We start from the raw sequence: 22,673 nt of genomic DNA, 5'->3' as shown, positions 1-22,673 counted from the left end.
CCAGCGTCAGCCCTACAGTGTACCGCCTTCCTCGGGCGCCAGCGGCGTCGCGCTTTGACACCCTGGCCGTGCAGCGGGTTAAATCCCCAGGTTCTTCATTTCTTTGCCCCAGGAGTCACGCTTGGACGCCGTCACCATCAACAGCTTGTTCTTGATCGGTGCGGTGCTGATCGGCCTGTCGATTCTGGTCAGTTCGATTTCCTCGCGGGTCGGCATCCCGATCCTGGTGATCTTCCTGGTGGTCGGCATGTTCGCCGGCGTCGACGGCCCCGGTCACATCGCCTTCGACAACTATCCGATGGCCTACCTGGTGGGCAATCTGGCGCTGGCGGTGATCCTACTCGACGGCGGCATGCGCACCCGGGTATCGAGTTTCCGCGTGGCGCTCTGGCCGGCGCTGTCGCTGGCGACGGTGGGGGTGATGATCACCACTGGCCTGACCGGCTTGGCTGCGGCCTGGCTGTTCGATCTCAGCCTGCTGCAGGGCCTGCTGATCGGCGCCATCGTCGGCTCCACCGATGCCGCGGCGGTGTTTTCCCTGCTCGGAGGGCGCGGCCTCAACGAACGGGTCACCGCCAGCCTGGAGATCGAATCCGGCAGCAACGACCCCATGGCGGTGTTTCTCACCGTGACCCTGATCGAGATGCTCGCCAGCGGCGAGAGCGGCTTCAGCTGGAGCCTGCTCGGTCATTTCGTCAGCGAATTCGCCATCGGCGGGGTGATCGGCCTGGGCGGTGGCTGGCTGCTGCTGCAGCTGATCAACCGCATCCACCTCGCCGACGGCCTCTATCCGCTGCTGGCCATCAGCGGTGGTCTGCTGATCTTCGCCCTGACCAACGCCGCCCATGGCAGTGGCATCCTCGCGGTCTACCTCGCCGGTCTGCTGATGGGCAATCTGCCGATCCGCAGCCGCCATGGCATGCTGCACATGCTCGACGGCATGGCCTGGCTGGCGCAGATCGGCATGTTCCTGGTGCTGGGCCTGCTGGTGGAGCCGCACAACCTGCTGCCCATCGCCCTGCCCGCCCTGGGCCTGGCGCTGTGGATGATCCTGGTCGCCCGCCCGCTGTCGGTGGCCATCGGCCTCTTGCCCTTCCGCGCCTTCCATGACCGGGAAAAGGCCTTTATCGCCTGGGTCGGGCTGCGTGGCGCGGTCCCCATCATCCTCGCGGTGTTCCCGATGATGGCCGGACTGCCCCAGGCCCAGCTGTTCTTCAACGTGGCCTTCTTCATCGTGCTGGTGTCGCTGCTGGTGCAAGGCTCCAGCCTGCCGCTGGCCGCCAAGTTGCTCAAGGTGACGGTGCCACCGGAGCCGGCGCCCTTCTCCCGCGCCGGCCTGCAGGTCCATCCGACCAGCGAGTGGGAGTTGTTCATCTATCGCCTGGGCGCCGAAAAATGGTGCATCGGCGCCGCCCTGCGCGAGCTGAAGATGCCCGAGGGCACCCGCATCGCCGCGCTGTTCCGCGGCGAGACCCTGCTGCACCCCTCCGGCAGTACCACCCTGGAAGCCGGTGACATCCTCTGCGTGGTCGGCCACGAGCACGATCTGCCCGCCCTGGGCCGCCTGTTCAGCCAGGCGCCGCAGCAGACCCAGAGATTCTTCGGCGACTTCGTTCTGGAAGCCGATGCCGAACTCAGCGCGGTGGCCGCGCTGTACGGCCTGCAACTGGGCGAAGTGGACGGTAACCAGCGTCTCGGCAGCTTCATCACCCACCAGATCGGCGGTGAACCCATCGTGGGCGACCTGGTGGAGTGGAATGGCCTGGTCTGGATCGTCGCGGCCATCGAGAACAAGCGCGTGCGCAAGGTCGGCGTGAAGTTTCCCGAAGGCAGCAGCAGCGGACCTGCGCTCTTTCTTTAACGGTGGATGAACGGGGTTCGCGGCTTGAGGGCCGCCGCCTTGCACCCCAGGCAGCCTGGCTTTAACCTCGCGCCTTTCCACTGCCCGACGCCTGCCGCATGCACCGCCTGTCCGCTCTGCTTCGCGCCGCCGCCCTCTGCGGCTGCCTGTTCACCCTTCCCGCCGTGGCTCAGGATTCCGGGCCGCCGGATGCCCAGCAGGTCCAGCAGAATCTGAGCGCTCTGGCCGATCGCAAGCTGCCCGCCGCCGAGCAGAGCGCCGCCCAGGAGAGCCTGCAGCAGACCCTCAAGCTGCTCGACCAGCGCGACCAGTACGTCAAGCAGCTGGCCGATCTGCGCCAGCAGCTGGCCCAGGCACCGCAGCAGACCAAGGATGCCCAGCGACAACTGGCCCGCCTGCGCGCCGAGCCGATCAAGCCCGCCGAGCAGCGCTATGCCGGCGCCACGCCCCAGGCCCTGGAGCAGCGGCTGAGCGAGACCAGTCTGGCGCTCAACAGCGTGCAGGACGATCTGAACGCCGCCAACAGCCTGGTGATCAATGCCCAGACCCGCCCCGAGCGTGCCCAGGTGGACATCGCCAATTTGCAGACGCGCCTGCAGCAGATCGCCGATCTGCTCAAGAGTGGACGCGAGAACGCCAAGGCGTTGACCGCCGAGCGGCGCGGTCAACTGCTGGCGGAGCAAGCGGCGGCGGGCGCGCAGATCCAGCTGTTGCGCCAGGAGCTGGCGGGCAACAGCGTGCTGCAGGATCTCGGCGCCATTCGCCGGGAGCTGTTCACCGAGCAGGTGAAGCGTTACGAGCAGGAGACCCTGGACCTGCAGACGCTGATCAGCGGCAAGCGGCGCCAGCAGTCGGAAAAGACCCTGGCCGAAGCCTCGCGGGAGTCGGAGAAGACCGCCGGGGACGATGTGCTGTCCCAGGAGACCGGGCTCAATCTGCAACTGTCCGACTACCTGCTGCGCGCCACCGATCGACTCAACGATCTCAATCGCCGCAATCTGGAGTCCCGTCAGCAGCTGGATCAGCTCAAGCAGACCAGCGAGAACATGGAACAGCAGATCGGCGTGCTCAAGGGCAGCGTGCTGCTGTCCAAGCTGCTCTACCAGCAGCGTGCCGCGCTACCTTCGGTCAAGGTCAACAAGGATCTCACCGACGACATCGCCGATCTGCGCCTCTATCAGTTCGAGCTCAACCAGCAGCGCGCCCAGATCGCCAATCCGGATGCCTACGTCAGCAATCTGCTGGCCCAGCAGCCACCGGAAAAGACCACGCCGCAGCTACGCCAGCAATTGCTCGACCTGCTCAAGACCCGCAGCGAATTGCAGGAGCGCCTCAACACCGAGCTCAATGCCCTGCTCAGCGAGTCCATCGACCTGCAACTCAACCAGCGTCAGTTGCAGACCACCATCAGCAGCCTGCGCGGCACCCTCGACGAGCAGATGTTCTGGATTCCCAGCAACAAGCCGCTGGACTGGAACTGGGTCAAGACCGCACCCCGCAAGCTGATGCAGCAACTGCGCGACGTGCCCTGGGGCTCCAGCCTGCATGAACTCTATGTCGGCCTGGCCGAGCGCCCGCTGCTGCTGCTGCCGCTGGTCCTGGCCTTCGCCACCCTGATCTGGCAACGGCCCCGCATCCATGCCCAGGTCAGCAAGCTCAACCAGGATATCGGTCACTACCAGCGCGACAGTCAGCTGCACACGCCGCAGGCCGTACTGCTCACCATTCTCCTCGGCCTGCCCGCGAGTCTGGTGCTCTGGCTGGGCGGCGTGGCCCTCGAAGGGGACGAACGCGGCGTCAACGCCGCCATTGGTGCGGCGCTGCTGGAAATGGCCGCCGGCTGGCTGGTGTTCTACACAGTGTATCGCCTGCTGGCCTCCGGCGGCGTCGCCGAGACCCACTTCCGCTGGGCCCGACCCCAGGCGCAGTCCCTGCGCCGGCTGGTCAGACGCGTGGGCCTGCTGGCCCTGGCACTGATGGCGGTGGTGGCCATCGCCGAACGCCAGCTGGCCGGTCTGGCCGACGATGTCCTGGGCATTCTCATCGTCCTGATCGCCTATGCCAGCCTGGCCTGGATGCTGGGTCGCTCCTTGCTCAATGCCACCGCCCGCGAGCGCCTGCCGTTCTTCCGCCTGTTGCTCGGCCTGATGATCACCGCCATTCCAGCCGTGCTGTTCTTCGCCGTGCTCTTTGGCTATTACTACACCGCGCTCAAGCTCACCGATCGCCTGGTGGACACCCTCTATGTGCTGATGGCCTGGATCATCCTCGAAGCCACCCTGGCCCGTGGCCTGAGCGTGGCCGCGCGGCGCCTGGCCTACCAGCGCGCCATCCAGAAGCGCCAGGCGCAGCAGGAAGACGCCGAAGGCGTGGAGGTGGTGCAGGAGCCGACCCTGGACATGGAGCAGGTCAACCAGCAGTCCTCGCGACTGTTGCGCCTGACCCTGCTGCTGGCCTTCCTCGGCGTGCTCTACCTGGTCTGGGCCGACGTGGTGGCGGTGTTCTCCTACCTGGACAACGTCACCCTCTACCAATACACCAGCGGCACCGGCGCCGCCGCCACCCAGGTGCCCCTGACGCTGCGGGTGTTCATCATCGCCCTGGTGATCGCCGGTCTCACCGTCGCCCTGGCGCGCAATCTGCCCGGCCTGCTGGAAGTCCTGGTGCTGTCGCGCCTGAATCTGGCCCAGGGCAGCGCCTACGCCACCACTACCCTGCTCTCCTACGTCATCGTCGGCTTCGGCACCGTGACCACCCTGGCGACCCTCGGGGTGAGCTGGGACAAGCTGCAGTGGCTGGCCACCGCCCTCTCGGTCGGTCTGGGTTTCGGCTTGCAGGAGATCTTCGGTAACTTCATCTCCGGCCTGATCATCCTCTTCGAGCGCCCGGTGCGCGTCGGCGACCTGATCACCATCGGCAACGTGACCGGCACGGTGAACAAGATCCGCATCCGCGCCACCCACATCACCGATGCCGACCGCAAGTCGGTGGTGGTACCGAACAAGACCTTCGTCACCAGCCAGCTGATCAACTGGACGCTGACCGACACCGTCACCCGTATCGTGCTGACCTTCGGCATCAATCGCGGCAGCGATCTGGCCGAGGCCCAGCGGTTGATGATGCAGGCGGTCAAGGAGAATCCGCGGGTGCTGCATGACCCCGAGCCCTCGCTGCACATCACCCACTATGGCGCCAGCACCCTGGACCACGAATTGCGCATCTATGTGCGCGAACTGGGCGATCGCAGCGCCGCCACCGATGAGCTGATCCGCCGGGTCGACCAGTTGCTGCGCGATGCCGGTATCAACCTGCTGTCCACGCCGCAGATGGAGATCACCTTGAAGAATCGCCACGGTGCGGAGAAACAACTGGGCAAAAAGCCTCTCCTACCTGAAGGGGATGCCCAGCAGGAAGCCGAGGATCCCAAGCCATCCAAGGCCTGACGGCCCCCTGCGCGGATATCTCGGGACACCCATGAAACAGCTGCTCGATCTGACGTTCGACAACAGATTCGCCCGCCTGGGCGATGACTTCTCCACCCGCATCGACCCTCGGCCGCTGGACGATCCACGGCTGGTGGTCGCCTCACCCGCCGCCCTGGCGCTGCTGGACCTGGATCCGGCGGTGGCCGAGACTCCTGAATTCACTCAGGTGTTCGCCGGGGCCCAGCTCTGGGACAGCGCCGAGCCCAGGGCCATGGTCTATTCCGGCCACCAGTTCGGCTCCTACAACCCGCGCCTGGGCGATGGCCGCGGCCTGCTGTTGGGCGAGGTGGTCAACGACCGCGGTGAGCATTGGGATCTGCACCTCAAGGGCGCCGGTCTCACGCCCTTCTCGCGCATGGGCGACGGCCGCGCCGTGCTGCGCTCCTCCATCCGTGAATTCCTCGCCTCCGAGGCCTTGCACGCCCTGGGTATCCCGACCACCCGGGCGCTGTGCGTGATCGGCTCCGCCACCCAGGTGGTGCGCGAACGGCTGGAAACCGGCGCCACCCTGCTGCGCATGGCGCCCAGCCACGTGCGCTTCGGTCACTTCGAGTACTTCTACTACACCCGCCAGCATCAGTTGCTGGAGCAACTGGGCGAGCATGTGTTGGTCGCGCACTTCCCCGAACTGCTAGCCACCCCCGAGCCCTGGGCGGCGCTGTTCCGCGAGGTAGTAGAACGCAACGCCCGGCTGATCGCCCATTGGCAGGCCTATGGCTTCTGCCATGGGGTGATGAACACCGACAACTTCTCGATCCTGGGCCTCACCTTCGACTTCGGCCCCTTCGCCTTCCTCGACGACTTCGACGCCCAGTTCATCTGCAACCATTCCGATCACACCGGGCGCTACTCCTACAGCAACCAGGTGCCCATCGCCCACTGGAACCTGGCGGCCCTGGCCCAGGCCCTGACGCCCAAGGTGGCGGTGGAGACGCTGCAGGAGAGCATCGCCCTCTTCCTGCCGCTGTATCAGGCGCACTACCTCGACCTGATGCGCCGGCGCCTGGGCCTGCAGGAGGCGCGAGACGAAGACCAGGAGTTGGTCGAGCGCCTGCTGGCCCTGATGCAGCAGGGCGGTGTGGACTATCATCTGTTCTTCCGCCACCTGGGCGAAGACCAGCCTGCCGCCGCCCTCGCCCGGGTGCGCGAAGACTTCATCGACCTGCGTGGCTTCGACGACTGGAGCCAGGCCTATCGCGCCCGCCTGGACGCCGAAGGCGGTGCGGCAGCCGACCGTACCGCGCGCATGAACGCGGTCAATCCGCTGTATGTGCTGCGCAATTACCTGGCCCAGCAGGCCATCGAACAGGCCGAAGCAGGCGACTACAGCGAAGTGCGCCTGCTGCACGAGGTACTGTCACGCCCCTTCGAGGCCCAACCGGGGCGCGAACGCTTCGCCCAGCGGCCGCCGGACTGGGGCAAGCACCTGGAGATCAGCTGCTCGTCTTGAAGTCCGGCTCCGACCAGGCGCCGGACTTCAGGCGCCGTTGACCTGGAAGACGTGCCGCAAATAGTGCAGGAAGTCCGGTTCGCCGCCCTGGGCCTTGCCCGGGGCGTCGGAGATCTTGGCCACCGGCTGGCCATTGCAGCGACTCATCTTGAGCACCATGTTCATCGGCTGCACACCCGGGATGTCACAGGTGAAATGGGTGCCGATGCCAAAGCTGACGTTGATCCGCTCGCGCAGGGCACGAAACAGCGCGAGCGCCTTTTCCAGATTGAGCGAATCGGAAAACACCAGGGTCTTGGTCAGGGGGTCGATGCCCAGCTGCTGGTAGTGGGCGATGGCCTTCTCCGCCCACTGCAGGGGATCGCCGCTGTCATGGCGCAGGCCGTCGAACAGCTTGGCGAAGTAGAGATCGAAATCGCGCAGAAAGGCATCCATGGTGATGGTATCGGTCAGGGCGATGCCGAGCTGACCGCGATACTCGCGCACCCAGCAGTCGAGGGCGGCGATCTGACTGTCGATCAATCGTGGCCCCAGTTGCTGGTGCGCCATCAACCACTCGTGGGCCATGGTGCCCAGGGGCGCGACACCCAGCTTCCACGCCAGGTGGACATTGCTGGTACCGACGAAGCGACCGGGAAAGTCGTCCCTCAGGCTGCGCACCACCATCTCCTGCACACCATAGGAAAAACGCCGCCGGGTACCGAAGTCGGCCATCTTGAATTCGGCCAACTCGTCGGTGCCCGCTTCCCGCGCCAGCCAGTCGAACTTGCGATAGAGCTGATCGCGTGCCAGCTGCAGGGGTAGGTCGGCATGGCGCTGGCGATTGCGCACCTCGCTGATCAGCGCCAGGATCGGTACCTCGAACAGGATCAGGTGCAGCCAGGGCCCCTTCAGGGTCAGGGTGAAGCGCCCCTCCTCCTCGCCGAGGAACACATAGGAGGGATTGAAACGAAACAGCCGCAGAAAGCGGATAAAGTCGGGGGTGATGAAGGGAATGCGTTCGAGAAAGTCCAGCTGGCGATCACTGATGGCGACATCGGCCAGGTCATCGATCTCGGCCTGGATGGCCGCGTGATAGGGCCGCAGGTCTTCGTCGTTGCGGCAGCGAAAGGCCCACTCGACTTCCGCATTGGGATAGTTGTGCAGGACGGCCTGCATCATGGTGAGCTTGTAGAAGTCGGTGTCCAGCAGGCTCTGCACGGCCTGCTCGGAAAAACTATCGGCCATCATCGGCGGGGGCTCGGCAGCTAGAAGTCAGACGACAGGATGCCGAACTTGCCGGGGAAGCGAAAGGCGCTTGACGGTCCGAGGCCTAACGATTGTGGGTCTGGGTCATGCCGAAGAGGAATAGCAGCAGGTCCTGGCTACCCGTGCTGGAGGTGTTCAGAGTGCGCGCCACGGGGGTCTGGCAGTAGTCCAGGCCTTCGCTACCGACGACCACGGCCGCCGGTCTTAGCCAGCTCGCATAGGCCAGCGTGGTGACCCCGCAAAAAGCCGCGATCAGCAAACCTCGAGTAATTTGTGAAGTCATGGCTCCAACCCTCTGATCTTCCGTCCCAACGCCTGTTGGTAAACGTAGAGCAGAGTTCGCCATTGCGCAGCGTTCCACGACGAATGGCGGCGTAATTGCAGCATATCCCGACGGGCGGCCGTGTCTATAGCCATTCGTTGGCGACATTTCTCCAGATCGAGCAAGGCGATGGAGAATTGCTTGCCCTCCGGCCCCATGCGCTCGGCGACGAAGATATGTTTGGGATAGAGGCAGCCATGCTGCCAGCGGTGACGGTGCATGCGCGCCAGCACCTCGCCCAGAGTGGTCAGGAAGCGCTCGTGCTCGGCTTCGCTGAGCGCCTGGCCACCGCCTTCGGCGTACCAGTGATCGAGATCCTGATAGCCTTCCAGGGCGGCGCTCACCAGCAACGCGCGCCAACCACCCTGGGCTTGCTGGGCATCGCAGAAGAGCAACTCGGGAACCTGGATACCCAGGTCGCGAAAGGCGATCAGCGCATCCCGCTCACGCAAGGCGGTGGGCCGCCCCAGGGGATGACGCAAACTACGATAGAGATGACCGACCTGACGCTTGACGTAGGCCAGGGTCCCGTCGGGAAGCTGCAGGCGCTGGACACCGCTCTCGCCGCCCCGACGGACATTGGGCGCTTCCACCCAGTCGCCTGCGGTGTTCCACCAGCGATCGAAACGCTCTTCGCCCTGCGTCACGGCTCCCATCGGCTGCCTCTCTTATTCTAGATAGCTTCAATTGGCCTTGCGCAGGACATAGACCCGCCACATGGCATAGCCCGGCAAAAAATCCAGGGCTCGGTCGACCACGAAGCCGGCCTGAGCGACTTCCGCCTCGAACTGGCTGCGCTCGACGATGAATCGGTTCTGGTAACCGCCGCGGTCGCGGCCTTCGGCCTGGCGCCGACGTTCCAGTGCCTGGCGACGCCAGGCCTTGAAGTTGCCATCCACCCACAGCGACAGGATGACGCTGTCACGGGTCACCCTGTGGAACTCCTGCAGCAGCGCCAGACGGTCCGCTGATTCGCCCACATGGTGAAACAAACGCATACAGAAAATGCAATCTACAGAATTGTCGGACAAGTCGATAGCGAAAGCCGACGTCTGCAGCGTTTTTACCCGGGCCACGACCTCGGCGGGCTGCTGCGCACGGGCAGTGGCCAGCATGTTTTCCGAGTAATCGGCACCGATGATCAGACGATTGCGCTTCTCCGCCAGCAGCGGCCAGAAACGACCGGCACCACTGGGCAGATCCAGCACCAGATTGGGCTGGCCGGCGATGCTCAGGGCCTGCCGCGCCAGTTGCTGGTCGCGCCAGTTGGACAGGCGCCGGGCCAGACCGTCCTGATGCTTCAGGTAATACTGGCGGGCGTGTTCGGCGTCGTACTTTTGCGAAAAGGGCAGGTCGATGGGCGCTTTCACGGAGGCGGCTCCTGAGGGAGTGGAGAAGTGCCGCTACCCTATCCAGGCCGCTGTCAAACCCCGGTCAAGTCGTTGTGAAAATTCTGTAACGCTAGTCGGCTACCCTTTCGCTGCCAAGAGCGATATCGAAGCGGCACCCCCCTGCCGCGCTGTCGCCCAGGGTCACGCTCCAGCCCTGCAGCTGACAGATCCGCCGGACCAGCGACAGGCCCAGCCCCAGTCCCTCGCCACGGCCCTCGGCGCCACGGACAAAGGGCTGGAACATCGCCTCACGCTGCTCTTCAGGAATGCCAACGCCACTGTCTTCCACCACGAAACCCGCAGCCCCGACCTGCAGGCTGATGTAGCCGCGTTCGGTGTAGTGCAGGGCATTGCGCAACAGATTGCTCATCACCGACCGCAAAAATGGCTCGTGCCAGAGCAAGCGCTCGGCCTCCGGCGCCACGCTCAGGCGCCATTGCAGCCCCTTGGCCTCCACCGCCGCCTGCCATTCCTGCGTCTGGCGCCGCGCCACCTCGGCCAGGGTGGCACGGGGTGCCTGGGTATCGCTGTCGCCCTGGTTGCGCGCCAGAGCCAGAAAGGTCTGCACCAGTTCCTGCATCTCCCGCGCCGCGCGCGTCATGCGCTCCAACGGGCCCTTCGCCCGAGGTGGCAGATCCGGCGTGGCCTCCAGCAATTCGCAGGACGAATTGATCACCATCAGCGGCGTGCGCAATTCATGACTGACATCGCTGGTGAACAGCCGCTCGCGCGCCAGGGCGGCACGCAGGCGATTCAGGGCATCGTCGAAGGCACCGGCCAGTTCACCGACCTCGTCCTTGGCATAGTCCGGCGCCAGGGGCGGGGTCACATCAAGGATCTGGTCACGCCGCCGTACCTGGCGCGCCAGCCGCACCACCGGCGCGATCACCCGCCGTGCCAGGGCCCATCCCAGCAGCCAGGCCAGGGCCACGCTGATCAGGAACCCGATCAGCACCACCTTGTAGAGCAGCCGCTCGCGCGCCTCGAAATCGCTCTGGTTCTGCAGCAGGACGAAATGGTTGCCCTCCAGCTCGGCGACGTAGGCATAAAAGTACTGCTGGTCCTCCTCCACCTCGCTGAAGCCCGCCGGCAGATCGCGCAGGTGCGCGGGCAACTGCGCCACCTCGGCGAGGGGCACGAAATACAGACGCATGTCGGGATCCAGCACCGGCTGGCCACCGCGTCTCATGTCGCGCTGGACCATGCGCTCCAGTTCGTTGTGCAGATCGGTGGAGATCAAGCGCTCCTCGACGGTGTGTACCACCGCGACGATACCCAGGGAAAAGACGCCACCCACCAGAAAGGTCATCAGCACGAAGGCGATGACGATCCGCCGCGACAGGCTCAGGTGATATTCCATGGCTAATCCTGCTCGACCAACTTGTAGCCCACCCCATGGATGGTGCGCAGCAGCGGCTGCGCGAAGGGCTTATCGATCACCTGGCGCAACTGGTGGACGTGGCTGCGCAGGCTGTCGCTGTCGGGGTAGTCCTCGCCCCACACCGCCTCCTCCAGTACCTCGCGACGCACCACATGGGGCGACTTCTGCATCAGCAGGGCAAGGATCTTGAGACCGATGGGATTGAGCTTGAGCGACTTGCCGGCACGACTCACCTCCAGGGTGTCCAGGTCGTAGCTGAGATCGGCGACCTGCAGCTGGCGACGCCCGCCCCCCTTGGTCCGGCGCATCACCGCCTCGACGCGCGCGGCCAATTCCGACAGGGCGAAGGGTTTGACCAGGTAGTCGTCGGCGCCGGAGCGGAAGCCTTCCAGACGGTCATCGAGCTGATCGCGGGCGGTGAGCATGATCACCGGGGTGTCGCGGCGGGCATCCTGGCGCAGCCGCTGGCAGAGGGTGTAGCCGTCAATGCCGGGCAGCATGATGTCGAGGATGAGCAGATCGTAGTGCTCGGTCGCGGCGAGGTGCAGCCCCGACAGGCCATCCTGGGCGCAATCCACGCTGTAGCCCTTGAGACTAAGGTAGTCCAGCAGGTTGCTGAGGATGTCTTTGTTGTCTTCCACCACCAGGATACGCATGTCGCTGACCTCGTTGGCGAGCCACCCGGGGCCCGCACGCTTGCTGTTCGGCACAGAGCCTAACCGCGTCCGCCGGGCGCGACCAGCACCAGGCGGGCCGGAGACCGGCCATAAAAAAACCCCGGTGTCCGCGAGGAGCACCGGGGTTGGGCTCGGCCCGGGGGCCGGAGCGGTTCTTACATCATGCCGCCCATGCCACCCATGCCGCCCATGTCGGGCATGGCCGGAGCTGCGTCGTCTTTCGGCAGCTCAGCCACGATGGCTTCGGTGGTGATCAGCAGACCGGCGATGGAGGAAGCGGCCTGCAGCGCGCTGCGGGTCACCTTGGCCGGGTCGATGATGCCGAATTCCAGCATGTCGCCGTATTCGCCAGTGGCGGCGTTGTAGCCGTAGTTGCCGCTGCCCTGCTTGACCTTGTCCAGCACGACGGAGGCTTCGTCACCGGCGTTGGTCACGATCTGGCGCAGGGGAGCTTCAACAGCGCGACGCAGGATGTTGATACCGGCATTCTGCTCTTCGTTGATGCCTTTCAGATCCTTCAGCGCGTCCAGGGCACGGACCAGAGCGACACCGCCGCCAGGCACCACGCCTTCTTCCACGGCAGCGCGGGTGGCGTGCAGGGCGTCTTCAACGCGAGCTTTCTTCTCTTTCATCTCGACTTCGGTGGCAGCGCCAACCTTGATCACGGCAACACCGCCAGCCAGCTTGGCCAGACGCTCTTGCAGCTTCTCTTTGTCGTAGTCGGAAGAGGTTTCTTCGACCTGGGCACGGATCTGCTTGATACGCGCCTGGATGTCGACTTCCACGCCCGCGCCGTCGATGACGGTGGTGTTTTCCTTGTTCAGGACCACACGCTTGGCTTGACCCAGGTGCTCCAGGGTGGTGCTTTCCAGGCTCAGGCCGACTTCTTCGGAGATGACGGTACCGCCGGTCAGGATGGCGATGTCCTGCAGCATGGCCTTGCGACGATCACCGAAGCCCGGCGCCTTGACGGCTGCGACCTTGACGATGCCGCGCATGTTGTTGACCACCAGGGTGGCCAGGGCTTCGCCTTCGACGTCTTCGGCGACGATCAGCAGCGGACGACCGGCCTTGGCAACGGATTCCAGCACCGGCAGCAGTTCGCGGATGTTGGAGATCTTCTTGTCGACCAGCAGCAGCAGCGGGCTGTCCAGCTCGGCCGACATGGTGTCGGGCTTGTTGATGAAGTAGGGCGACAGGTAGCCACGGTCGAACTGCATGCCTTCGACGACGGACAGTTCGTTTTCCAGGCCCGAGCCTTCTTCGACGGTGATGACGCCTTCTTTACCAACCTTCTCCATGGCTTCGGCGATGATGTTGCCGATGCTGTCGTCGGAGTTGGCGGAGATGGTGCCTACCTGGGCGATGGCCTTGCTGTCGGCGCAGGGCTTGGACAGGTTCTTCAGCTCGGCGACGACGGCGGCGGTGGCCTTGTCGATGCCGCGCTTCAGGTCCATCGGGTTCAGGCCGGCGGCCACGGACTTGAGGCCTTCGGTGACGATGGCCTGAGCCAGCACGGTGGCGGTGGTGGTGCCGTCACCGGCCGCGTCGTTGGCCTTGGAGGCCACGTCTTTCACCAGCTGGGCGCCGATGTTCTCGATGCGGTCCTTGAGCTCGATCTCCTTGGCGACGGACACGCCGTCCTTGGTGATCAGGGGAGCACCAAAGCTGCGCTCCAGCACCACGTTACGGCCTTTCGGGCCCAGGGTGGCCTTGACGGCGTCGGCCAGGGTGTTGACACCGGTCAGCAGCTTCTTGCGCGCGGAGTCACCGAATTTGACGTCTTTTGCAGCCATGTTCTGTTTCCTCTAAGAAATTCGAAAAGTGAGCGGGGATCAGCCTTCGATGACGGCCAGGATTTCGGACTCAGCCATTACCAGCAGTTCTTCGCCATCGACCTTGATGGCGTTGCTGCCGGAATAGGGACCGAAAACCACCTTGTCACCCACTTTCACCGCCGGAGCACGGACGTCGCCGTTGTCCAGTACGCGTCCAGTGCCTACGGCAACCACTTCACCGCGGTTCGGCTTTTCGGCAGCCGAGCCCGGCAGCACGATGCCGCCAGCGGATTTGGTCTCTTCTTCGCTGCGACGAATCACAACGCGATCATGCAGAGGACGAAGCGCCATTGTCGTATCTCCCAAAGTTCTAAGTGTTTCCAGCGCCGATGACTGCATCGGCAGTTTGTTTTTACCGGCTGCGCCGGGTGCGCCCCGTGCATGACAGGACGCGAAACCTGCTCGCCTTGCGGCGACAACCTTGCGGTGTCCGCTACATGAGGTTGTCGCCAGGCATTTCAAGGGCGACGGGCAAAATTTTTAGCGCTTTTGCTCGTCGCGGTGCACTACTTCACCCTCGATCACCTCGGGACGATGAGGTGCGCCCTGCCCAGGGCCCGGTTGGTAGCCCTGGGCACCGGGATTGCGCCGGGTCACCCGACCAATCACCGCGCCCAGCAGGGCCTTGCGGGTCACCGGCAAGAGGCAGATGAGCGCCAGGCCGTCACTGATGAAGCCCGGAAAGATCAGCAGGGCGCCGGCGATCGCCAGGGTCAGCCCCTGGATGACTTCCTGCTCGGGCATCTGCCCCTGAGCCAGGCGCATGCGGATGCGCCAGAGGGTGGTGAAGCCGGCGACGCGCAGCAGGGCGACGCCGACCAGAAAGCTCAGCAGCAGCAGGGCGAAGGTGGCGAGCACGCCGATTTCGCTGCCGATCTTGATGAGCACGGCCAGTTCCACAAAGGGGAACAGCAAGAAGAGTAAGGCGGTCACGCGCATCTCAGGTCCTTCACGGTGGAAACCGATTGAAAGACAGGAGATGGAGGCGGCCGAGCCGATTTCAAGGTGGCTGCCCGGCACCGGCTGGAAACGCGAAGGCCGCGAAAATCGCGGCCTTGACGGGTTGGCGGGCGCCTAGGGAAACATCGGGTTACCAGGAAACGCCGACACCGGCGGTGTACTCGGTCTGGTTGACGTTGCCCTCGGCTCCGCTGGTCAGCTCCTTGGACGCCTTGAGGTTCAGCGACGCCCAGTTGGTCACCTTGTATCTCAGGCCGACATCGCCATCGAAGGTGAGATTGGCGGTGTTGTCCAGCGGCCGGCCCAGTTCACCCGTGGTGAAGAACTGGATGGTCTGTCCATACAGATAGCGGTTGTAGTCCCACTTCATGCTCGCCGAGAGGAACTGGTCGGAGCCACCGTCCGCGTACTGGTAGCGGTTGTGGTTGAGCAGGCCGGTAAGGGAGAAAGAGCCCAGCTCGTTGTCCCAGAACTGGTAACCGGGACCGGTACCCAGGGTGCGCTGCTTGGCCAGGTCCTGGATCCAGTCGCGCTTGTATTCGGCGCGGCCCTGCCAGAAGAATTTCTCGTCGAAGAAGCGATCCAGGGCGTACTGCAGGCCGTACTTGCTGGTCGAGACCACGTCGTCGGTCTTGTAGCGGTCGTAGCTGCCATTGGCGTTGTGCCGCCACATGCCGTGCCGGGCCTGGGTCTTGAAATCGATATCGTATTTTTCGCTGTCCTGGGACGAGCTGATGTAGTCCAGGCCGGCATCGATGTTGCCTTTCCAGGCGAAGTCGCGCAGGAAGGGCCGCGGCGGCACGATCTGGGTAATGCTCGCCAGGGGCACGGTCTGCTGGCCGTCGGTGGTGCTGACCACTACCTGGCCATCCTCGGCCGGCTTGAGGCTTTCCACGGGGAAATCGGGTTCGTACTTGCCGCGCTGGACGATCACGGGCTTGTCACGCTGCAAGGTCTTGATCTTGTCCCACGACAGGGGAATGTTGCCGCCGTATTCGGTCTGCAGGAGCAGCTTCTTGCTGTCGAGCAACTTGATGGTTCCGGTCAGACGATCGCCGTTCTTGAGCCAGACGGTGTCGGCATGGGCGAAGGAGGCGAGTGACAACAGCGCGAGCGAGGAGAGGAATCGAAAACGCATGGGCACCAGGACACCTTTGGGTGGACTTGGGTGGAAAGGTAACGAAACGAGAGGGCGCGATTATCCGGGTGCCAGAGGCCCGCGCAACCATTCCTGGGTAAAACTTAGGCAAGTTTCCGGAAATACTGCCCAAAGGTCGGACATCTTGGGAGAATGTGACAGCTCGACACGTTTCAGCACCACCGTAACCAAACTTTTCGGCACACTGGCACTCTCTCCCCGAGCAGCAGGGCGTCATGAGCGCATCCCCTCCCCCCGAACCCCGTCGCCAGGCCGTGTTTTTGGCGCTGGCCGCCATTCCCGCGGGGCGGGTGGTCAGCTATGGCCAGTTGGCGGAACTCGCCGGTCTGGGCCGCGGGGCGCGCTGGGTGGGCTGGGTACTGGGGCGCTTGCCGGAGGGCAGCGCCCTGCCCTGGCATCGGGTGATCGCCGCGGATGGTCGGCCGAGCCTGCCATCCGACAGCCCCTCTGGCCGGGAGCAACGCGAACGATTGCGGGCCGAGGGTGTGCCGCTGCACGAGGACCGGGTGGACATGCGTCGGTACCGGTGGAATCCAGCTGAGAGTGTCGAGTAGAGTGCGCGTTTTTTCCGAGCCCAAGGGCATGTTTGCACGTTTCTGGCGAGAAGCCGTCACCACCTACAAATCCAAGGCCTGCCTGGCCCTGCTGCTGCTGGGTTTCGCCGCGGGGCTGCCGGCCATGCTGGTGTTTTCCACCCTGTCGGTGTGGCTGCGCGAAGCGGGCGTGAGTCGCGAGACCATTGGCTACGCCAGCTGGATCGGCCTGGCCTATGCCTTCAAGTGGGTCTGGTCGCCCATGCTGGACCTCTGGAAGCTGCCCCTGATCGGCAAGCTCGGCCGCCGACGCTCCTGGCTGGTGCTGTCGCAGATCCTGGTGGGCCTGGGCCTGATCGGCATGGCGCTGTGCAATCCACAGCAGCACCTGGAGCAGTTGATCGCCCTGGCGGTGCTGGTGGCCTTCGCCTCGGCCACCCAGGACATCGCCGTGGATGCCTATCGCCTGGAGATCGCCGACGATGATCGCCAGGCCGCCCTCGCCGCCTGCTACATGACCGGTTATCGCATCGCCGCCCTGCTGACCAGCGCCGGCGCGCTGTTTCTCGCCGAGGAGCTGGGCTCGTCCAAGCTCGACTACAGCCAGAGCGCCTGGGCCACCACCTACATGCTGTTCGCCCTGCTGGTGCTGCCCGGCCTGGTGACCAGCGTGCTGATTCGCGAACCCGAGCCGGTGGCGCCCATGGCCATGGCTGAATCGCGCTTCGGCTTCAATCACCAGCTGGTGGCGGTCGCCCTGCTGCTGGTGATGCTGATCTCCATCCCCGCCGCCATCAATGCGGCCATCGCCCAGGCCTGGCCGCGCGCCTTGCTCTACAGCCTGTTCATCGTCGGTTGCCTGTCGCCCTGGGGCCGTTATTGCTCCAAGCCGCTGAGCGATCTCATGCGGCGCATGCGCGAGCCCCTGCGGTTGCGCGACGCGGCCAATGCCGAGGAGCTGCCGCGCTTCGACTTCGTCCACCAGATGGTCTCGGTGATCCTGCTGATCGTGCTGATCGTGGCCGCCACCGGCGGCCTGTCGGCCCTGGCCGGCGGCTACTGGCCGCGCGGCCTGATGTACGGCCTGATCGTCTGGCTGTGCCTGACCGCGCCCGGGCGTCGGCTGATGGCACCGGTGCTCACGCCCATCACCGAATTCATCCAGCGCTACCAGTGGCAGGCGCTGCTGCTGCTCGGCCTGATCTCCACCTATCGGCTGTCCGATACGGTCATGGGGGTGATGGCCAGCGTCTTCTATATCGACGTGGGCTACAGCAAGGAAACCATCGCCGGTGTCAGCAAGATCTTCGGGGTGTTCATGACCCTGTTCGGCGCGGGCCTGGGCGGCGTGCTGATCACCCGGGTGGGGATCCTGCCGATCCTCTTCCTCGGCGGCGCCGCCTCGGCGCTGACCAACCTGCTGTTCGTGGTGATCGCCTCCACCGGCGCCAACGTGCCGCTGCTGATCGCCACCATCTGCGCCGACAACGTCAGTGGCGGCATGGCCACCTCGGCCTTTGTCGCCTATCTGTCGAGCCTGACCAACCTCAGATTCTCGGCCACCCAGTACGCCATGCTCAGCTCGCTGATGCTGCTGTTGCCACGCCTGCTGGGTGGCTATTCGGGCGCCATGGTGGAGCACGTCGGCTACAGCTCGTTCTTCTCGCTGACCGCGCTGATGGGAGTGCCGACGCTGCTGCTGATCGCGGTGCTCTGGCTGCGCCAGCGGCGGACCGCGGTGCCGAGCGGTTCCTCCAGCGGCGGTCACTGAGGCGGCCGGCGGCCGCCCCATCCCGCTTCAGGCTTCGCCGCGCGCCGCGGCCGCAGCGCGTTCGTCACCCTTGTCGTCGAGCACCTTGACCACCCGGCTGGGCAGCGCGATGTCGATGCCCTCGGCACGCAGCCGATCGCGGATCTGCTCGTTGAAGGTGAACTGGGTGCCCCAGAAGTCACTGTTGGCGGTCCAGCAGCGTAGCGACACGGTGATGAAGGTGTCGCCCAGCCCGGCCACCACGATGGCGGGCGGCGGCGTTTCCAGCACCCGCGGATCCTTGGCCATATCGGCCAGCACCTGCTTGGCCTTCTGCAGATCGGCGTCGTAGCCGACCTTGACGTCGAAGACGATCTGTCGGGTCGGCTGGCGCGACTGGTTGGTGATGATGCCGTTGGACAGGTTGCCGTTGGGCACGGTGATGGTGCGGTTGTCGCCGGTACGCAGCACGGTGTGAAAGATCTGGATCGAATCCACGGTGCCCTGCACGCCCTGGGCCTCGATGTAGTCGCCAATCTTGAACGGCCGGAACAGCAGGATCAGCACCCCGCCGGCGAAGTTGGCCAGGCTGCCCTGCAGCGACAGGCCGATGGCCAGGCTGGCCGCGCCGAGAGCGGCGACGAAGGAGGTGGTGGCGATGCCGATCATGGAGGCGACGCTGATCACCAGCATGACCTTCAGACCGATGTTGACCAGGGTCACCACGAAGGTTTCCAGGGCCTGGTCCATGTGCCGCGCGGTGAACAGCGCGGCCAGGCGCCCGGTCAGGCGATTGATGACCCACCAGCCGATCCACAGGGTGATCAGGGCCAGCACCACGTTGCCGCAATACTGCAGAATGACCGGTAGCCAGGCCATGAAGGCCGTCAGCAGGTGATCGGTCTGGGCACTCAAATCCATCGTCTACCTCTCCACGCACAAGAAAAAGTCGGGCGCGACCTGAATGGCGGCGCCCTATGTGCGACGGACGGTAGACCGAGAGGTTCCGAAGACGGGCTCAGTCGCGGAAGTTGTCGAACTGCAGCGGCATGCCCAGGGATTGGCCGCGCAGCAGGGCGATGACCTCCTGCAATTCGTCGCGCTTCTTGCCGGTGACGCGCACCTGCTCGCCCTGGATGGCGGCCTGGACCTTGATCTTGCTGTCCTTGATCAGGGCGACGATCTTCTTCGCCAGCTCCTTGTCGATGCCCTCGCGCAGGGTGGTTTCCTGTTTCACGGTCTTGCCGGAGGCGTAGGCATCCTTGACCTCCAGGCACTGGACGTCGATCTTGCGCTTGGCCAGGTTGACCTTGAGGATCTCCAGCATCTGTTCGAGCTGGAAATCGGCATCGGCGGTCAGGGTGACGGTAAGGTCCTTGGCCTCGAAGCTGCCCTTGCCGCGTAGGTCGTACCGGCGCTCGAGCTCCTTCATGGCGTTGTCCACGGCGTTGGTGACTTCGTGCTTGTCCAGCTCCGATACGACGTCGAAGGAAGGCATGGATTTTCTCCTCGGTTGCGATGGGGCAGCCTTGACGCTGCAGCCTGACCGACCATTATAACGACTGGCCCTCTTCCTCAGGAATCCGACCATGCGCAAGGAATCGACACTGGAGTCACAGCTGTGAGCTGGCACGTACTGGGCGCCGGCAGTCTCGGCGGACTCTGGGCGGCGCGGTTGTTTCGCGGGGGCGAGCCGGTCCGGCTGATCCTGCGCGATCGCACGCGCCTGGCGCAGTACCGCGCGGGTGGCGGACTGCGCCTCAGCGAAGGCGACACCACCAGCCTCTATCCGCTGCCCGCCGAGACGCCCGAAGCCGGCAATCCGATCCGCCGACTGATCCTGGCCTGCAAGAGCTACGACGCCGAAGAGGCCATCGCCAGCGTCGCCGCGCGCCTGGAGCCGGAAGCCGAGATCCTGCTGCTGCAGAACGGCCTGGGGAGCCAGGACGCGGTGGCCGCTCGGGTACCGCGAGCGCGCTGCCTGAGAGCCAGCACCACCGAGGGTGCCTATCGCGAGACCGACTTCCATGTGGTGGCGGCCGGCGCCGGGCAGATCTGGATCGGCGACCAGCTCGGCAGCCATAACCCGCCGGCCTGGCTGAATACCCTCACCGAGCTGGGCTTTCCGGTGCGCTGGACCGACGACATCGACGCGCGGCTATGGCGCAAGCTGGCGATCAACTGCGCCATCAATCCGTTGACCGTGCTGCATGGCTGCCGCAACGGCGAACTGCGCCAGCATCTGTCGGAGGTGGCGGCGCTCTGCGCCGAACTCACCGCTCTGCTGGAAGCCATGGGACTCGCCCCGGCGGCCCAGGGACTGCAGCAGGAGGTCGAGGCGGTGATCGCCGCCACCGCCCACAACCGCTCCTCGATGCTGCAGGACGTGGAGCGCGGCCAGCGTACCGAGGTGAGTTACCTGCTTGGCCATGCCCTGCCGATCGCCGGACGGCTGCGCCTGGCGGTGCCGCGCCTGACCGAGCTGCAGCAGCGCCTGCAGACCCGGCTCGCGGAGCGCGGATTGCCCGAGGACTAGCTGCGGGCTACCCTGCCCGCTTCCCTGTTGCCACGGCTGCGCCATGATCCTCGCCAAACGCCTGAAGAATCTCCCGGTCGGCCGCAAGTTGCTGGCCGCCCTGCTGGTGATGATGGTCGCGGTGTTGGTGGTGGCCAATGTGACCTTTATCAGCGCCGCCTACTGGATCTCCCAGGAAAGCGTGGCGCCCCAGGCGCTGCAGACCCTGGGCCGGCTGTTCGCCAGTCCGGTGCTCAGCCGTGAGGTGCTGGCCTCGCCAGCGGCGGCCGAGGTGCAATTGCGGCAACTGGACGGCTATGCGCCGCTGCGCCTGGCGGCGGTCTACGACAGCCAGGGTCAGCGCCTGGCCGAGTTGCACAACGGCGATCGGCTACAGGTGCCGGCGCGCTTCGAGGAGTTGCAGACCTGGCGCCTGCGGGAATTCCGCACCAACCTGCTGGTGGAGCTGCCGCGCCCCGAGGGCGCGCCGGGACACCTGCTGCTGGTGGCCAGCAGCGAACTGCCAGGCGCCTTCTATCGCGGCACCCTGACCGCCAGCCTGGCGATCCTGACCTTCAGCATCCTGCTCTGGCTGGTGGTGGCCCGGCAGATCAAGCGACTCATCACCCTGCCGATCCGCGAATTGGAAGAACTCTCGCGCCAGGTGACCCGCGAGGAAAACTATTCGCTACGCGCCAGCAAGGGTAGCGAGGACGAGCTGGGCCGTCTGGCGGAGTCCCTCAACACCATGCTCGGCCGCATCCAGGGTCGCGAGCAACAGCTCAAGCGCGCTCGCGACGATGCCCAGTACGCGGTGCTGCAGGCCCAGAGTCTGGCCGAGGAAACCCGCCGCTCCAACCGCAAACTGGAACTGGAAGTGCAGGTCCGCGGCAAGATCGAGAAGAAGCTCACCGGCTTCCAGAACTACCTCAACAGCATCATCGACTCCATGCCCTCGGCGCTGATCGCGGTGGACGAGCAGTTCTACGTCACCCAGTGGAACCAGGAAGCCACCCACCTCTCCGGCACCCAGTTGGACGAAGCCCTGAACCAGCCGGTGTTTCTCGCCTTTCCCTCGCTCAAGCCGTTCCTGCCGCAACTGAGTCGCACCGCCGAATTGCTGCGGGTGGAAAAGGTGGAGCGAGTGACCTGGGCGCTGACCGACACCCCACGTCACTACACCCTGACCTTCTACCCGCTGATGGGTGGCGCCGGGCGCGGCGTGGTGATCCGTATCGACGACATCACCCAGCGCCTGAACATGGAAGAGATGATGGTGCAGTCGGAAAAGATGCTCTCGGTGGGTGGCCTGGCGGCCGGCATGGCCCACGAGATCAACAATCCCTTGGGCGCCATCCTGCACAATGTGCAGAACATCCGCCGGCGCCTGTCGCCGGAGTTGCCGAAGAATCTCGAGCAGGCGGCCGAATCCGGCGTCGAGCTCAATGCGGTGAACTGCTACCTGGAGAGTCGGCAGATCCCGCGCCTGCTGGACGGCATCCATCAGGCCGGCAGTCGCGCGGCCAAGATCGTCAGCCACATGCTCGCCTTCAGCCGCCGCAGCAACCGCAAGATGGAAGCCAGCGAGCTGCCGCCGCTGATCGACCAGGCCATCGAGATCGCCGGCAACGACTTCGACCTGGCCGAGGGCTTCGACTTCCGCACCCTGTCGATCCTCCGCGAATTCGACCCGGCGCTGGGACCGGTGCCAGTGATCGCCAACGAGCTGGAACAGGTGCTGCTCAATCTGCTCAAGAACGCCGCCCAGGCCATCCACCTGCGCGACGACGAGGAAGAAGGCGAATACGGTCGCATCACCTTGCGCACCAAGCTACGCGGCGGCTGGGCGGAGATCCAGGTGGAAGACAATGGCATCGGCATCCCCGAGGACATCTGCAAGCGCATCTTCGAGCCCTTCTTCACCACCAAGGAGGTGGGCCAGGGCACCGGCCTGGGCCTGTCGGTGTCGTACTTCATCATCACCAATAATCACAAGGGGCAGATGGAGGTGCACTCCACGCCCGGCGTAGGGACCTGCTTCACCCTGCGCCTGCCCCTCGTCCAGGCCGATTTCGAATCCGTCTAGGACCCAGCCAGGAGCCA

The 22,673-nt window shown here is 65.0% G+C and carries 19 protein-coding genes; 7 read left to right on the top strand and 12 right to left on the bottom strand.

The window, feature by feature from the left end; all coding sequences use genetic code 11:
* Positions 1 to 121 precede the first annotated feature (121 nt).
* From AX284_RS00745 to selO, 3 genes are all read left to right on the top strand, one after another.
* The gene (locus tag AX284_RS00745; RefSeq protein WP_017640096.1) at positions 122 to 1,861 is read left to right on the top strand and encodes a potassium/proton antiporter; all 1,740 of its coding nucleotides are present in this window, start codon (positions 122 to 124) and stop codon (positions 1,859 to 1,861) included.
* A 98-nt stretch (positions 1,862 to 1,959) separates the two neighbouring features.
* On the top strand, positions 1,960 to 5,304 hold the full coding sequence (mscK, locus tag AX284_RS00740; RefSeq protein WP_064307374.1) for a mechanosensitive channel MscK: 3,345 nt from the start codon (positions 1,960 to 1,962) through the stop codon (positions 5,302 to 5,304).
* A 31-nt stretch (positions 5,305 to 5,335) separates the two neighbouring features.
* On the top strand, positions 5,336 to 6,796 hold the full coding sequence (selO, locus tag AX284_RS00735; RefSeq protein ID WP_064307375.1) for a protein adenylyltransferase SelO: 1,461 nt from the start codon (positions 5,336 to 5,338) through the stop codon (positions 6,794 to 6,796).
* A gap of 27 nt (positions 6,797 to 6,823) precedes the next feature.
* Here the strand turns inward: selO and pncB are convergent, their stop codons facing one another.
* From pncB to AX284_RS00685, 10 genes are all read right to left on the bottom strand, one after another.
* Positions 6,824 to 8,026 carry a nicotinate phosphoribosyltransferase gene (gene pncB, locus AX284_RS00730; protein ID WP_017640093.1) on the bottom strand — a complete coding sequence of 401 codons (1,203 nt, stop codon included), beginning with the start codon at positions 8,024 to 8,026 and terminating at the stop codon, positions 6,824 to 6,826.
* An 82-nt stretch (positions 8,027 to 8,108) separates the two neighbouring features.
* The gene (locus AX284_RS00725; RefSeq protein WP_173150096.1) at positions 8,109 to 8,327 is read right to left on the bottom strand and encodes a hypothetical protein; all 219 of its coding nucleotides are present in this window, start codon (positions 8,325 to 8,327) and stop codon (positions 8,109 to 8,111) included.
* Positions 8,324 to 9,022: a lipopolysaccharide kinase InaA family protein gene (locus AX284_RS00720; RefSeq protein ID WP_017640091.1), complete on the bottom strand. Its 699-nt coding sequence runs from the start codon at positions 9,020 to 9,022 to the stop codon at positions 8,324 to 8,326. The genes AX284_RS00725 and AX284_RS00720 overlap by 4 nt, the downstream gene beginning before the upstream one ends.
* A gap of 27 nt (positions 9,023 to 9,049) precedes the next feature.
* Positions 9,050 to 9,736, bottom strand: a complete 687-nt coding sequence (locus AX284_RS00715; protein WP_068383041.1) for a class I SAM-dependent methyltransferase — start codon at positions 9,734 to 9,736, stop codon at positions 9,050 to 9,052.
* A gap of 91 nt (positions 9,737 to 9,827) precedes the next feature.
* Positions 9,828 to 11,117: a sensor histidine kinase gene (locus tag AX284_RS00710; protein ID WP_068383039.1), complete on the bottom strand. Its 1,290-nt coding sequence runs from the start codon at positions 11,115 to 11,117 to the stop codon at positions 9,828 to 9,830.
* Between the two features lie 2 nt (positions 11,118 to 11,119).
* Positions 11,120 to 11,794 (bottom strand): response regulator transcription factor, encoded by a 675-nt coding sequence (locus AX284_RS00705; protein WP_017640088.1) that lies wholly within the window; start codon positions 11,792 to 11,794, stop codon positions 11,120 to 11,122.
* A 176-nt stretch (positions 11,795 to 11,970) separates the two neighbouring features.
* Positions 11,971 to 13,611, bottom strand: a complete 1,641-nt coding sequence (gene groL, locus AX284_RS00700) for a chaperonin GroEL (protein ID WP_017640087.1) — start codon at positions 13,609 to 13,611, stop codon at positions 11,971 to 11,973.
* 39 nt (positions 13,612 to 13,650) lie between these two features.
* Positions 13,651 to 13,944 carry a co-chaperone GroES gene (locus tag AX284_RS00695; protein WP_007161933.1) on the bottom strand — a complete coding sequence of 98 codons (294 nt, stop codon included), beginning with the start codon at positions 13,942 to 13,944 and terminating at the stop codon, positions 13,651 to 13,653.
* Positions 13,945 to 14,133: 189 nt separating this feature from the next.
* The gene (locus AX284_RS00690; RefSeq protein ID WP_017640085.1) at positions 14,134 to 14,592 is read right to left on the bottom strand and encodes an FxsA family protein; all 459 of its coding nucleotides are present in this window, start codon (positions 14,590 to 14,592) and stop codon (positions 14,134 to 14,136) included.
* Between the two features lie 151 nt (positions 14,593 to 14,743).
* Positions 14,744 to 15,751 carry a DUF481 domain-containing protein gene (locus AX284_RS00685; RefSeq protein ID WP_017640084.1) on the bottom strand — a complete coding sequence of 336 codons (1,008 nt, stop codon included), beginning with the start codon at positions 15,749 to 15,751 and terminating at the stop codon, positions 14,744 to 14,746.
* Between the two features lie 236 nt (positions 15,752 to 15,987).
* Between AX284_RS00685 and AX284_RS00680 the strand changes: the two genes are divergently transcribed.
* Both AX284_RS00680 and AX284_RS00675 read left to right on the top strand, forming a co-directional pair.
* Positions 15,988 to 16,326 carry an MGMT family protein gene (locus AX284_RS00680; protein ID WP_068383037.1) on the top strand — a complete coding sequence of 113 codons (339 nt, stop codon included), beginning with the start codon at positions 15,988 to 15,990 and terminating at the stop codon, positions 16,324 to 16,326.
* Positions 16,327 to 16,354: 28 nt separating this feature from the next.
* Positions 16,355 to 18,076, top strand: coding sequence for an AmpG family muropeptide MFS transporter (locus AX284_RS00675; RefSeq protein ID WP_068383089.1), 1,722 nt, complete (start codon positions 16,355 to 16,357; stop codon positions 18,074 to 18,076).
* 27 nt (positions 18,077 to 18,103) lie between these two features.
* Here AX284_RS00675 and AX284_RS00670 read toward each other — a convergent pair whose 3' ends face one another.
* Entirely contained in the window at positions 18,104 to 18,976 is an 873-nt protein-coding gene (locus AX284_RS00670; protein ID WP_017640081.1) for a mechanosensitive ion channel family protein, read from the bottom strand.
* A gap of 97 nt (positions 18,977 to 19,073) precedes the next feature.
* Positions 19,074 to 19,553: a YajQ family cyclic di-GMP-binding protein gene (locus AX284_RS00665; protein ID WP_017640080.1), complete on the bottom strand. Its 480-nt coding sequence runs from the start codon at positions 19,551 to 19,553 to the stop codon at positions 19,074 to 19,076.
* 123 nt (positions 19,554 to 19,676) lie between these two features.
* Between AX284_RS00665 and AX284_RS00660 the strand changes: the two genes are divergently transcribed.
* Positions 19,677 to 20,591 carry a putative 2-dehydropantoate 2-reductase gene (locus AX284_RS00660; protein ID WP_064307381.1) on the top strand — a complete coding sequence of 305 codons (915 nt, stop codon included), beginning with the start codon at positions 19,677 to 19,679 and terminating at the stop codon, positions 20,589 to 20,591.
* A gap of 43 nt (positions 20,592 to 20,634) precedes the next feature.
* Positions 20,635 to 22,656, top strand: coding sequence for a sensor histidine kinase (locus tag AX284_RS00655; RefSeq protein ID WP_064307382.1), 2,022 nt, complete (start codon positions 20,635 to 20,637; stop codon positions 22,654 to 22,656).
* Positions 22,657 to 22,673: the final 17 nt, after the last annotated feature.

This window comes from Pseudomonas sp. HUK17 (genome assembly GCF_001566765.1).
The sequence above is the reverse complement of the archived record's forward strand: the minus strand, read 5'-3'. Positions and strand labels throughout refer to the sequence as shown.

What these genes read in the sequence shown, in the direction of transcription:
- mscK (WP_064307374.1), top strand. Translation starts at nt 1,960, where the DNA reads ATGCACCGCCTGTCCGCTCTGCTTCGCGCCGCCGCCCTCTGCGGCTGC.
- selO (WP_064307375.1), top strand. Translation starts at nt 5,336, where the DNA reads ATGAAACAGCTGCTCGATCTGACGTTCGACAACAGATTCGCCCGCCTG.
- pncB (WP_017640093.1), bottom strand. Translation starts at nt 8,026, where the DNA reads ATGATGGCCGATAGTTTTTCCGAGCAGGCCGTGCAGAGCCTGCTGGAC.
- AX284_RS00725 (WP_173150096.1), bottom strand. Translation starts at nt 8,327, where the DNA reads ATGACTTCACAAATTACTCGAGGTTTGCTGATCGCGGCTTTTTGCGGG.
- AX284_RS00720 (WP_017640091.1), bottom strand. Translation starts at nt 9,022, where the DNA reads ATGGGAGCCGTGACGCAGGGCGAAGAGCGTTTCGATCGCTGGTGGAAC.
- AX284_RS00710 (WP_068383039.1), bottom strand. Translation starts at nt 11,117, where the DNA reads ATGGAATATCACCTGAGCCTGTCGCGGCGGATCGTCATCGCCTTCGTG.
- AX284_RS00705 (WP_017640088.1), bottom strand. Translation starts at nt 11,794, where the DNA reads ATGCGTATCCTGGTGGTGGAAGACAACAAAGACATCCTCAGCAACCTG.
- groL (WP_017640087.1), bottom strand. Translation starts at nt 13,611, where the DNA reads ATGGCTGCAAAAGACGTCAAATTCGGTGACTCCGCGCGCAAGAAGCTG.
- AX284_RS00695 (WP_007161933.1), bottom strand. Translation starts at nt 13,944, where the DNA reads ATGGCGCTTCGTCCTCTGCATGATCGCGTTGTGATTCGTCGCAGCGAA.
- AX284_RS00690 (WP_017640085.1), bottom strand. Translation starts at nt 14,592, where the DNA reads ATGCGCGTGACCGCCTTACTCTTCTTGCTGTTCCCCTTTGTGGAACTG.
- AX284_RS00685 (WP_017640084.1), bottom strand. Translation starts at nt 15,751, where the DNA reads ATGCGTTTTCGATTCCTCTCCTCGCTCGCGCTGTTGTCACTCGCCTCC.
- AX284_RS00680 (WP_068383037.1), top strand. Translation starts at nt 15,988, where the DNA reads ATGAGCGCATCCCCTCCCCCCGAACCCCGTCGCCAGGCCGTGTTTTTG.
- AX284_RS00675 (WP_068383089.1), top strand. Translation starts at nt 16,355, where the DNA reads ATGTTTGCACGTTTCTGGCGAGAAGCCGTCACCACCTACAAATCCAAG.
- AX284_RS00670 (WP_017640081.1), bottom strand. Translation starts at nt 18,976, where the DNA reads ATGGATTTGAGTGCCCAGACCGATCACCTGCTGACGGCCTTCATGGCC.
- AX284_RS00665 (WP_017640080.1), bottom strand. Translation starts at nt 19,553, where the DNA reads ATGCCTTCCTTCGACGTCGTATCGGAGCTGGACAAGCACGAAGTCACC.
- AX284_RS00655 (WP_064307382.1), top strand. Translation starts at nt 20,635, where the DNA reads ATGATCCTCGCCAAACGCCTGAAGAATCTCCCGGTCGGCCGCAAGTTG.